The sequence below is a fragment of the Pseudomonas iranensis genome, assembly GCF_014268585.2.
Lineage (GTDB): Bacteria > Pseudomonadota > Gammaproteobacteria > Pseudomonadales > Pseudomonadaceae > Aquipseudomonas > Aquipseudomonas iranensis.
Window position 1 is genome coordinate 1,005,218 of record NZ_CP077092.1, and the last position, 12,985, is coordinate 1,018,202.

The window sequence follows — 12,985 nt, forward strand, 5'->3', positions numbered from 1 at the left end:
TAGCTCTGAGCTAACAGTTACAAGCTCGAAATTGGGTCTGTAGCTCAGTTGGTTAGAGCGCACCCCTGATAAGGGTGAGGTCGGCAGTTCGAATCTGCCCAGACCCACCAATTTTGTTATGGGGCCATAGCTCAGCTGGGAGAGCGCCTGCCTTGCACGCAGGAGGTCAGCGGTTCGATCCCGCTTGGCTCCACCATAAACTGCTTCGAAGTTTGAGAGTTTAGAAATGAATATTCGCACTGAATATTGATTTCTAGTCTTTTGATTAGATCGTTCTTTAAAAATTTGGGTATGTGATAGAAAGATAGACTGAACGTTACTTTCACTGGTAACGGATCAGGCTAAGGTAAAATTTGTGAGTTCTCTTAGTTGAGAAATTCGAATTTTCGGCGAATGTCGTCTTCACAGTATAACCAGATTGCTTGGGGTTATATGGTCAAGTGAAGAAGCGCATACGGTGGATGCCTTGGCAGTCAGAGGCGATGAAAGACGTGGTAGCCTGCGAAAAGCTTCGGGGAGTCGGCAAACAGACTTTGATCCGGAGATGTCTGAATGGGGGAACCCAGCCATCATAAGATGGTTATCTTGTACTGAATACATAGGTGCAAGAGGCGAACCAGGGGAACTGAAACATCTAAGTACCCTGAGGAAAAGAAATCAACCGAGATTCCCTTAGTAGTGGCGAGCGAACGGGGACTAGCCCTTAAGTTGATTTGAGATTAGCGGAACGCTCTGGAAAGTGCGGCCATAGTGGGTGATAGCCCTGTACGCGAAAATCTCTTATCAATGAAATCGAGTAGGACGGAGCACGAGAAACTTTGTCTGAATATGGGGGGACCATCCTCCAAGGCTAAATACTACTGACTGACCGATAGTGAACTAGTACCGTGAGGGAAAGGCGAAAAGAACCCCGGAGAGGGGAGTGAAATAGATCCTGAAACCGTATGCGTACAAGCAGTGGGAGCAGACTTTGTTCTGTGACTGCGTACCTTTTGTATAATGGGTCAGCGACTTATTTTCAGTGGCGAGCTTAACCGAATAGGGGAGGCGTAGCGAAAGCGAGTCTTAATAGGGCGTCTAGTCGCTGGGAATAGACCCGAAACCGGGCGATCTATCCATGGGCAGGTTGAAGGTTAGGTAACACTGACTGGAGGACCGAACCGACTACCGTTGAAAAGTTAGCGGATGACCTGTGGATCGGAGTGAAAGGCTAATCAAGCTCGGAGATAGCTGGTTCTCCTCGAAAGCTATTTAGGTAGCGCCTCATGTATCACTGTAGGGGGTAGAGCACTGTTTCGGCTAGGGGGTCATCCCGACTTACCAAACCGATGCAAACTCCGAATACCTACAAGTGCCGAGCATGGGAGACACACGGCGGGTGCTAACGTCCGTCGTGAAAAGGGAAACAACCCAGACCGTCAGCTAAGGTCCCAAAGTTATGGTTAAGTGGGAAACGATGTGGGAAGGCTTAGACAGCTAGGAGGTTGGCTTAGAAGCAGCCACCCTTTAAAGAAAGCGTAATAGCTCACTAGTCGAGTCGGCCTGCGCGGAAGATGTAACGGGGCTCAAACCATACACCGAAGCTACGGGTATCACCTTCGGGTGATGCGGTAGAGGAGCGTTCTGTAAGCCTGTGAAGGTGAGTTGAGAAGCTTGCTGGAGGTATCAGAAGTGCGAATGCTGACATGAGTAACGACAATGGGTGTGAAAAACACCCACGCCGAAAGACCAAGGTTTCCTGCGCAACGTTAATCGACGCAGGGTTAGTCGGTCCCTAAGGCGAGGCTGAAAAGCGTAGTCGATGGAAAACAGGTTAATATTCCTGTACTTCTGGTTATTGCGATGGAGGGACGGAGAAGGCTAGGCCAGCTTGGCGTTGGTTGTCCAAGTTTAAGGTGGTAGGCTGAGATCTTAGGTAAATCCGGGATCTTAAGGCCGAGAGCTGATGACGAGTTACCCTTTGGGTGACGAAGTGGTTGATGCCATGCTTCCAAGAAAAGCTTCTAAGCTTCAGGTAACCAGGAACCGTACCCCAAACCGACACAGGTGGTTGGGTAGAGAATACCAAGGCGCTTGAGAGAACTCGGGTGAAGGAACTAGGCAAAATGGCACCGTAACTTCGGGAGAAGGTGCGCCGGTGAGGGTGAAGGACTTGCTCCGTAAGCTCATGCCGGTCGAAGATACCAGGCCGCTGCGACTGTTTATTAAAAACACAGCACTCTGCAAACACGAAAGTGGACGTATAGGGTGTGACGCCTGCCCGGTGCCGGAAGGTTAATTGATGGGGTTAGCTAACGCGAAGCTCTTGATCGAAGCCCCGGTAAACGGCGGCCGTAACTATAACGGTCCTAAGGTAGCGAAATTCCTTGTCGGGTAAGTTCCGACCTGCACGAATGGCGTAACGATGGCGGCGCTGTCTCCACCCGAGACTCAGTGAAATTGAAATCGCTGTGAAGATGCAGTGTATCCGCGGCTAGACGGAAAGACCCCGTGAACCTTTACTATAGCTTTGCACTGGACTTTGAATTTGCTTGTGTAGGATAGGTGGGAGGCTTTGAAGCGTGGACGCCAGTTCGCGTGGAGCCATCCTTGAAATACCACCCTGGCAACTTTGAGGTTCTAACTCAGGTCCGTTATCCGGATCGAGGACAGTGTATGGTGGGTAGTTTGACTGGGGCGGTCTCCTCCTAAAGAGTAACGGAGGAGTACGAAGGTGCGCTCAGACCGGTCGGAAATCGGTCGTAGAGTATAAAGGCAAAAGCGCGCTTGACTGCGAGACAGACACGTCGAGCAGGTACGAAAGTAGGTCTTAGTGATCCGGTGGTTCTGTATGGAAGGGCCATCGCTCAACGGATAAAAGGTACTCCGGGGATAACAGGCTGATACCGCCCAAGAGTTCATATCGACGGCGGTGTTTGGCACCTCGATGTCGGCTCATCACATCCTGGGGCTGAAGCCGGTCCCAAGGGTATGGCTGTTCGCCATTTAAAGTGGTACGCGAGCTGGGTTTAGAACGTCGTGAGACAGTTCGGTCCCTATCTGCCGTGGACGTTTGAGATTTGAGAGGGGCTGCTCCTAGTACGAGAGGACCGGAGTGGACGAACCTCTGGTGTTCCGGTTGTCACGCCAGTGGCATTGCCGGGTAGCTATGTTCGGGAAAGATAACCGCTGAAAGCATCTAAGCGGGAAACTTGCCTCAAGATGAGATCTCACTGGAACCTTGAGTTCCCTGAAGGGCCGTCGAAGACTACGACGTTGATAGGTTGGGTGTGTAAGCGCTGTGAGGCGTTGAGCTAACCAATACTAATTGCCCGTGAGGCTTGACCATATAACACCCAAGCAATTTGCGTCGAAAGGCCAGATTGCGGTGTGTGAAGACGAAACGAACCGAAAGTTCGAAACGCACAAACACCAGCTGTCACATACCCAATTTGCTGAAGCGAGGCCATCTGGTCACGAGTCAGTACCCGAATTTCTTGACGACCATAGAGCGTTGGAACCACCTGATCCCATCCCGAACTCAGCAGTGAAACGATGCATCGCCGATGGTAGTGTGGGGTTTCCCCATGTGAGAGTAGGTCATCGTCAAGATTAAATTCCGAAACCCCAATTGCGAAAGCAGTTGGGGTTTTGTTTTGCCTGCGAGAAAGTTCTTACAGCCTTCGCAGACATCGTCCGGCTGTCACAGCCGGCCGACAATGCTAAGGTTCTGCCTCGGCTTCAGCGATTTTCCAAGGAATCCATATGTCGGACGCCCAGTCCCTCAACGCTGCATTCATGGTGGTTCAGAGCAACAGTCTCGATGAGCTGCGCAGCCTTGTGGTCAGCATCATGCGGCGCTATCCACTCGCACCCTTGGAAAATGAAATCGCTTTGGTGCAAAGCAACGGCATCGCCCAATGGCTCAAACTGGCATTGGCGGAGGATCCCGAAGACGACGACCTTGGCGGTTGCGGAATCGCTGCGGCGATTGACGTTCAACTACCCGGCAGTTTCATGTGGCAGCTCTATCGCATGGTATTGGGACGAGAAGAGATTCCGGCGAAATCCCTGCTCGATAAGGCTCCGCTGACCTGGCGCCTGATGCGCCTCTTGCCACAGGTAATCGATCGCCCCCACTTCGAGCCGCTGCAACGCTTCCTTACCCATGACAGCGATTTGCGCAAGCGCTATCAATTGTCAGAGCGTCTGGCCGACCTGTTTGACCAATATCAGGTCTACCGGGCCGACTGGCTGGAAGATTGGGCGGAAGGCCGCCACCAACTGCGCAATGTGCGAGGTGAAATCAAACCTCTGCCACCGACCAGTTGCTGGCAGGCCGAGTTGTGGCGAGCGCTGCTGGATGACGTCGGCGAACAAGGCATGGCGCAGAGTCGTGCCGGCGTCCATCAACGCTTCATGGAACGCATCAACACTCTTGATGAGGCTCCGGCTTCACTGCCACCGCGTGTGATCGTTTTTGGTATTTCTTCGCTACCCGCGCAGGTACTTGAAGCGCTCGCCGGTCTGGCACGTTTCAGCCAGGTGCTGCTTTGCGTACACAACCCCTGTCGCCATCACTGGGCCGATATCGTCGCCGACAAGGATCTGCTGCGACATCAATACAAGCGGCAACAACGCAAAAGCGGGATGCCAGTGGTACTTGATGCCGAGACCCTGCATCAGCACGCGCATCCGTTGCTGGCCGCTTGGGGCAAACAAGGTCGCGACTATATCAACCTGCTCGACAGCTACGACGATCCCAATAGCTACCGAGCAGCCTTTCGTGACGGACGCATCGACCTGTTCAGCGAAACCCAGCCCTGCAACATGCTCAACCAGCTGCAGGACGACATTCTGGAGTTACGTCCACTTAACGAGACACGCGAACTCTGGCCTGCGGTCGATTCAACCCAAGACCATTCAATACGTTTTCACATCGCCCACAGCGCCCAGCGTGAAGTCGAGATCCTGCACGATCAACTGCTGGCGCGTTTCAGTGCCGACCCGGACTTGCGCCCCCGCGACGTAATCGTCATGGTCCCGGATATCGACAGCTATGCACCGCATATCCGCGCGGTTTTCGGTCAGCTCGATCGATTCGACACGCGCTTCATTCCGTTCACTTTGGCGGATCAGGGCCAGCGTGGCCGCGATCCGTTACTAATCGCAGTCGAGCACCTGCTCAAACTCCCGGATAGCCGTTTCCCGGTCAGCGAAATTCTCGACCTGCTCGATGTCCCGGCCCTGCGTGCTCGCTTTGGTGTAGAGGAACGTGACCTGCCAACCCTGCACCGCTGGATCGAGGGTGCCGGCGTGCGTTGGGGCATGAGCGCGGAGCAACGGGCCGGTCTAGGATTGCCCGAGCAACTGGAGCAGAACAGCTGGCATTTCGGCCTGCGCCGAATGCTGCTGGGCTACGCCGTCGGCAGTGCCGATGCATGTGCAGGTATCGAGCCTTACGACGAAATTGGTGGGCTTGATGCTGCTCTGATCGGACCACTGGTAGCGCTGCTGGATGCCTTGGAAATCGCTCATCGGCAACTCACGCAACCGGCTCAACCGAAAGAGTGGGGGCTGCGCTTGCAGGCGCTGATGCAGGTTTTTTTCCAAGCGAGCAACGAGCATGACGATTATCTGCTGGCCCAGTTGGAGGAGCTTCGCGAGACTTGGCTGGAAACCTGCGAGGCGGTCGGGCTGACTGACGAACTGCCGCTGACTGTCGTGCGCGAAGCCTGGCTTGCCGGGCTGGATCAGGGCCGGTTGTCGCAACGATTCCTCGCCGGTGCGGTGAATTTCTGCACCTTGATGCCGATGCGTGCCATTCCTTTCAAACTGGTATGTCTGCTGGGCATGAACGACGGCGATTATCCGCGCGCGCAGCCGCCGCTGGACTTCGATCTGATGGGCAGCGATTACCGACCTGGGGATCGCTCACGACGTGAAGACGACCGCTACCTGTTACTTGAAGCGCTGTTGTCCGCACGCTCTCAGCTCTATATCAGTTGGGTCGGTCGCAGCATCCGTGACAACAGCGAACGACCTGCCTCGGTGCTCATCGGCCAGTTGCGCGATCACCTCGCCAGCGGCTGGCGTTCAATCGACCCAAGCCAGGATCTGTTAGACGCGCTGACCGAAGAACATCCCCTGCAACCTTTCAGCGCCCGCTATTTCCACGAAGGCGAGCAACTGTTCAGCTACGCCAGCGAGTGGCAGGTGTTGCATCAAGAAAAAGCGCAGCAAAGTGAAGCACCCTTACTCGCGCCATATGTTCAAGAGGAACCGCTGACGCTGGCATTGCTCCAGGACTTTCTGCGCAACCCGGTTCGACATTTTTTCACCCAACGTCTCAAAGTGTATTTCGAGGCCGCGCAAGCGCCGTTGGCCGATGAAGAACCTTTCGTACTGGACGCGCTGCAGCGCTACACGCTCAGCGACAGCTTGCTGGAAGCCGCGCTCAGCCAGCCGGACAATATCGATCGGGCGCTGCAAGCCCGGGCGCTGCGCCTGCAAAACAGTGGTCTGCTGCCTATGGCTGGTTTTGGCGAATGCCTACAGCGTGAACTGATCGAACCGCTGCCGGATCTTCTGCAGCGTTATCAACTGTTGCTGACGTTATGGCCGACGCCGTTGACCAGTGCGATCCCGGTCAGTCTCGATCTGCAAGGTTTGCGGCTGGAGGGCTGGCTCGCAAACCTGCATCAACGCGCCGATGGAGGTCTGCTGTCGGTCACGACCATTCCCAATAGCATCGGCTCGATCAAAACTCGCAAGTGGCATCGGCTGACCAAATCGTGGGTTACCCATCTGGTCGCCTGCGCCAGCGAGCATGCGTTGACCACGGCATTGGTCGCCAGTGACGACACATTGTTGCTGGAGCCAATGGAGCGAGACCGAGCGTTGCGTTTGCTCGGTGACCTGCTTCTCGCCTGGCAATCCGGCATGCGTCAACCCTTGCCGATTGCGATAAAAACCGCGTTCGCCTGGTTGTCTCAAACTGAGCCGGTCAAAGCCGAAGCCTCTGCACGAAAAGCCTATGAAGGTGACGGCCAGACCAGCGAGGGCGAGCGGCGTGAAAGCCCGGCACTGCTCCGGCAATATCCCGATTTCGATGCACTGTTGGCAGACGAAACCTTCACCGGCTGGTGCGACGCCTTATACCGCCCATTATTCGAAGCGCCTTGGCGTTCCTTGTCCGGCGAAGGTGCGCGCGCATGAGTACCAAAACACCGTTGGCACTGGCCTTCCCGCTGCGCGGCAGTCAGTTGATCGAAGCAAGCGCAGGCACCGGCAAAACCTTCACGATTTCGGCACTTTATCTGCGGCTGATTCTCGGTCATGGCGGCGAGGCAAGCGGTTTCGCACGCGAACTGCTGCCGCCGCAGATCCTCGTAGTGACGTTTACCGACGCTGCCACCAAAGAGCTGCGTGAACGGATTCGGACACGCTTGGCTGAGGCCGCGCGATTCTTCCGCGATGAAATCACCGCCCCCGACGGACTGATTGCCGAGTTGCGCGAACAGTTCGATCCGCAGCAATGGCCGGGCTGCGCCAACCGCCTCGATATTGCCGCGCAGTGGATGGACGAAGCCGCCGTCTCGACCATTCACAGCTGGTGTCAGCGCATGCTGCGCGAGCATGCGTTCGACAGCGGCAGCCTGTTCACGCAATCCCTGGAAACCGATCACAGCGATTTGCTTGGCGAAGTGTTGCGCGATTACTGGCGACTGTTCTGCTACCCGATGCAGGGCGATGCGCTGAACTGGGTGCGCAGCAATTGGGGTGGCCCCGCAGCATTGTTGCCTCGGGTACGAGGCTTGTTCGCCAGCGAGCGTGACACCGATGAAGGCAAGGTGCCTGCGGAGCTGATCGCCGAGTGTTTACTGGAGCGGCGAGCAGCATTGGTCGAACTGAAAGCGCCTTGGCGTGATTGGGCAGACGAACTGCTCGCGCTCTGCCATGAAGGCGTCGCCAGCAAAACCGTCGATGGCCGCAAGATGCAGGCGCGTTATTTCGAACCCTGGTTCGAGAAACTCAAGACCTGGGCCGAAGACGAGGCGCTTGAGCAACTGGACATTGGCACCGGCTTCACCCGTCTGACACCCGAAGGCATGGCCGAGGCCTGGAAAGGCCAGGCCCCGAGTCATCCGGGGCTGGACGCCATGTCCGCACTCAAATCGAGCCTCGACGCATTGCCGACGCCCGATGCCGCTGTTCTGCAACACGCTGCCAAGTGGGTCGGTGCACGCTTCGAAGAAGAGAAGCGTCGCCGCGCAGAAATGGGATTCGACGACATGCTGTTGCGTCTGGATGCCGCGCTGCAATCGGAGGGCGGCGAGCGTCTGGCGACGCTAATTCGCGAGCAGTTCCCGGTCGCGCTGATCGACGAATTCCAGGACACCGATCCGGTGCAATACCGCATCTTCGAAAGCATCTACCGCATCGAAGACAATCACCCTGACACCGGCCTGTTCCTGATCGGCGATCCCAAACAGGCGATCTACGCCTTTCGCGGTGCCGACATCTACACCTACCTGCGCGCACGTCAGGCCACCACCGGCCGTTTGCATACGCTCGGCACCAACTTCCGCTCCAGCCACGGTATGGTGACAGCGGTCAATCACGTATTCGAACGCGCCGAGTCTCGAGAACAGGGACGCGGCGCGTTTTTGTTTCGCGAGAAAACCGGCGAAAACCCGGTACCGTTCCTTCCGGTCGAGTCTCAGGGACGCAAGGAAACGCTGCGGATTGCCGGGCAAGACGTCGCGGCACTGAATGTCTGGCTACTGCCCAGCGATCAGCCACTGTCCGGCGCGATCTATCGTCAGCAAATGGCCGCCGCCTGCGCGAGCCAGATCACCGCACTGCTCAATGGCGGGCAAACCGGTAGCGCTGGTTTCGTTCAGGCGGACGACTTCCGAGGTTTGCGTCCTTCGGATATCGCGATCCTCGTCCGCGACGGTAAAGAGGCCCAGGCCGTACGCGCCGAACTCGCCGCCAGAGGGGTGCGCAGTGTTTATCTGTCGGACAAGGATTCGGTGTTCGCCGCGCAAGAGGCGCACGACCTGCTGGCGTGGCTAAAGGCTTGCGCCGAACCCGATGTCGAACGCTCGCTCAAGGCTGCGCTGGCCTGCACCACCCTTAACCTGCCGCTGATCGAGCTGGAGCGCCTGAACCAGGATGAAATGGTCTGGGAAGCCCGGGTCATGCAGTTCCGCGGCTATCGCGAGCTCTGGCGCAAACAGGGCGTGTTACCGATGTTGCGCCGCCTGCTTCACGATTTCCATTTGCCGCAGACGCTGATGCAGCGCAGTGACGGCGAGCGCGTGCTGACCAACCTTTTGCACCTCTCGGAACTGATGCAGCAAGCCGCCGCTGAACTGGACGGCGAGCAAGCATTGATCCGCCATCTGGCCGAGCTGCTGGCACTGTCCGGTCAGGCCGGTGAAGAGCAGATTCTGCGTCTGGAAAGCGACGAGCAACTGGTCAAAGTGGTGACCATCCACAAATCCAAGGGTCTGGAATATCCGCTGGTGTTCCTGCCATTCATTTGCTCGGCGAAACCGGTGGATGGCAGCCGTTTGCCGCTGCATTACCACGACGCTGCGGGCAAGGCGCAGATCAGCCTCAAGCCGACCCCCGAGTTGATCGCCCTGGCTGACGATGAGCGTCTGGCCGAAGATCTGCGTCTTCTGTATGTCGCATTAACGCGCGCGCAGCATGCCTGCTGGCTGGGCGTCACCGATCTCAAGCGCGGCAATAACAACAGCTCGGTGTTGCACCTGTCTGCGCTGGGTTACTTACTCGGTGGCGGTGCCGCTTTGGGCGAGTCCAGCGAATTGAATCGCTGGCTGCGCGATCTGCAGCAAGACTGCGCGGCGATTGGCATCGGCGAAATGCCTCAGCCCACTGATGAGCATTACCAGCCGCCGCGCAATGAAGCGGTGCTACGAGCGACGCTACGGCCCAAGCGCAAAGCCAGTGAAAACTGGTGGATCGCGTCGTACAGCGCCCTGCGCATCAGCGACATAATGAGCATCGGCAGCGATGAAGCACCGGACAGTCCGCAGGCACAAAAGCTCTTCGACGACGAGCGCCTCGACCCCGACGCACCCCGCGAAATCATCAGCGGTGGCGCCGATATCCACCGTTTTCCCCGTGGCCCCAATCCCGGCACCTTTCTGCATGGCTTGCTCGAATGGGCGGGCGCTGAAGGTTTTTCGGTTGCCCGCGAAGCATTGGAAGATGCGATTGCCCGGCGTTGCAACCTGCGCGGCTGGCAAGGCTGGATTACCACGCTGACTGACTGGCTGCAGCATTCGCTCAAGTCGCCGTTGCCGATCGCGGGCGGGCAACCGCCGGTGGTTCTTGAGCAACTGAAGCAATACCGCGTCGAGATGGAGTTCTGGTTCGCCAGCCACAAAGTCGACGTGCTCAAGCTCGATGAACAGGTGCGCCAGCACACCCACAATGGCGTCGCTCGTGTTGCGGCAGAACCGGTGCAACTCAACGGCATGTTCAAGGGCTTTATCGACCTGACCTTCGAGCACGCTGGCCGTTATTACGTCGCCGATTACAAATCCAACTGGCTCGGCGTGGATGATCAGGCCTACACCGTGCAGGCCATGGAGCAGTCGATCCTCGATAACCGTTACGACCTGCAATACGTGCTGTATCTGCTGGCACTGCATCGCCAGTTGAAGGCGCGGCTGGCGGATTACGATTACGACCGCCATGTCGGCGGGGCGCTTTATCTGTTTCTGCGCGGAACGCGTGCGGAAAGTCGCGGCGTGTACTTCGTGCGGCCACCACGGGAATTGATCGAACGCCTCGACCGGATGTTCCAGGGCAAACCCGAACCCAAGTCCGAGCCCGCCTGGGAACAGGGAGTCCTGCTATGAGCCGCACATTCGCCGATCTGCTGCCGACACCGCTGGAAGCGGACAGCCTGTCGAAACTCTCGCCGCTGACCCGCGCCGATGATTTGCTGTTGTTGCTGAGCCGTTGGGTCGAGCGCGGCTGGCTGCGCGCGCTGGACCGCGCCTTTGTCGCTTTCCTGCATGAACTCGAGCCCGAGACCGATCCGCTGGTGCTGCTGGCGGCGGCGTTGACCAGTCACCAGCTCGGCCATGGTCACGTGTGTCTGGATTTGTTTGAAACCCTCAAGGCGCCGGATTTTGCCCTGTCATTGCCGCCCGAAGGCGATGTGCAGGGCGGTGTGTTGTTGCTGCCCTCGCAATTGCTCGAAACGCTCGATGGAGCCCATTGGTGCAAAGTGCTGGCAAGCAGCTCGCTGGTCGCGCTGGCCGCCGATGCCAGTGAACCAGCGCAGACACGTCCGTTGGTGCTGTCCTCGAAACGCCTGTACTTGCGCCGCTACTGGACCTACGAACGCCGCATCGATGCAGCGTTGCGCCAACGCTTGATGCAACAGGAGCCGACGCCGGATGATCTGCCGCCGCGTCTGAACGAATTGTTCGGCGGCGCGGAATCCGCAGATGTCATCGATTGGCAAAAACTCGCCTGCGCCATCGCTACGCGCAGCGCCTTCAGCATCATCACTGGCGGCCCGGGCACCGGGAAAACCACCACGGTGGTGCGCTTGCTCGCGTTGCTGCAGGCACCGGCCGTCGAGGCTGGCCATCCGCTGCGCATTCGTCTGGCGGCACCGACCGGCAAGGCCGCTGCACGTTTGACCGAGTCGATCAGCCAGCAAGTGCAATCACTGCAAGTCGCCGAAGCTGTGCGCGCGGCGATCCCCAGCGATGTGACCACCGTGCACCGTCTGCTCGGCAGTCGACCGGGCACCCGGCATTTCCGTCACCATGCCGGCAACCGCCTGCCGCTGGATGTGCTGGTGGTCGACGAAGCTTCGATGATCGACCTGGAAATGATGGCCAACTTGCTCGACGCCATGCCGGCCCATGCGCGGCTGGTACTGTTGGGCGACAAGGATCAACTGGCCTCGGTCGAGGCCGGTGCGGTGTTGGGCGATCTGTGCCGTGACGCCGAGGGCGGTTGGTACAGCCCGCAGACGCGGCAATGGCTGGAGTCGGTCAGTGGCGAGTCGTTGCAGGGCAGCGGTATGCATGAGGACCGCGACGGCACCCATCCGCTGGCGCAGCAAGTGGTGATGCTGCGGCACTCGCGCCGTTTCGGCGAGGGCAGTGGCATTGGTCAGCTCGCGCGCCGGGTCAATCAGCAATTGGCCGATGAAGCGCGGCAGTTGCTCGCGGCCGGCAGCTACGGCGACGTGTATTCGCTGCCGCTCAAAGGCGAACATGATCAGAAGCTCGAACGCCTGTTGCTCGAAGGTCACGGCAACGGCCCGCAAGGTTATCGCCATTACTTGCGCGTACTGCGCGATCAGCGTCCACCGTCGACGCGGCCTCTTGAGCATGCGGACTGGACGGATTGGGCGCGGGAAGTCTTGCAGGCGTTCGATACGTTCCAGTTGTTGTGTGCCGTGCGCAAAGGGCCGTGGGGCGTTGAAGGTCTGAACCAGCGCATCACCGCTGCGTTGCTCAAGGCGCGTCTGATCGAGAGCGATCAGCAGTGGTATGAAGGTCGGCCGGTGCTGATGACTCGTAACGACTATGGTCTGGGCCTGATGAACGGCGACATCGGCATCGCCCTGAAACTGCCCGAGCGTGAAGGCGCAGAGATCGGCAAAACCGTTCTGCGTGTGGCCTTCCCGCGTAACGATGGAGAGGGCGGCGTGCGCTTCGTGTTGCCGAGTCGGCTCAATGATGTCGAAACCGTGTACGCCATGACGGTGCACAAGTCCCAGGGTTCTGAGTTCGCCCATACGGCGCTGATCCTGCCGGATGCGTTGAACCCCGTGCTGACCAAAGAACTGATCTACACCGGAATTACTCGCGCCCGGCACTGGTTCACCTTGATCGAGCCACGTGCCGGCGTGTTTGAGGAAGCGGTGCAGCGCAAGGTCAAGCGTCTGAGCGGGCTGATGCTGGAACTGGAAGAGGGCACCGAGCCTCAGGGATGA

Annotated in this window: 3 protein-coding genes, 2 tRNA genes and 2 rRNA genes; all 7 read left to right on the forward strand. The window is 58.1% G+C overall.

The genetic code is table 11. From position 1 onward, the window contains the following. The first annotated feature begins 33 nt into the window (after positions 1-33). A tRNA-Ile gene (locus HU724_RS04365) sits at positions 34-110 on the forward strand. Positions 111-120: 10 nt separating this feature from the next. Then, positions 121-196 (forward strand) — tRNA-Ala (locus tag HU724_RS04370). 238 nt (positions 197-434) lie between these two features. Continuing rightward, positions 435-3,328: ribosomal RNA gene (locus tag HU724_RS04375) — 23S ribosomal RNA — on the forward strand. 147 nt (positions 3,329-3,475) lie between these two features. Further along, positions 3,476-3,591, forward strand: a 5S ribosomal RNA gene (gene rrf / locus HU724_RS04380). A gap of 153 nt (positions 3,592-3,744) precedes the next feature. Then, the gene (recC, locus tag HU724_RS04385; RefSeq protein WP_186567945.1) at positions 3,745-7,197 is read left to right on the forward strand and encodes an exodeoxyribonuclease V subunit gamma; all 3,453 of its coding nucleotides are present in this window, start codon (positions 3,745-3,747) and stop codon (positions 7,195-7,197) included. Continuing rightward, positions 7,194-10,880 (forward strand): exodeoxyribonuclease V subunit beta, encoded by a 3,687-nt coding sequence (gene recB, locus HU724_RS04390; protein ID WP_186567947.1) that lies wholly within the window; start codon positions 7,194-7,196, stop codon positions 10,878-10,880. The genes recC and recB overlap by 4 nt, the downstream gene beginning before the upstream one ends. Further along, positions 10,877-12,985: an exodeoxyribonuclease V subunit alpha gene (gene recD, locus HU724_RS04395; protein ID WP_186567949.1), complete on the forward strand. Its 2,109-nt coding sequence runs from the start codon at positions 10,877-10,879 to the stop codon at positions 12,983-12,985. Before recB ends, recD begins: the two co-directional genes overlap by 4 nt.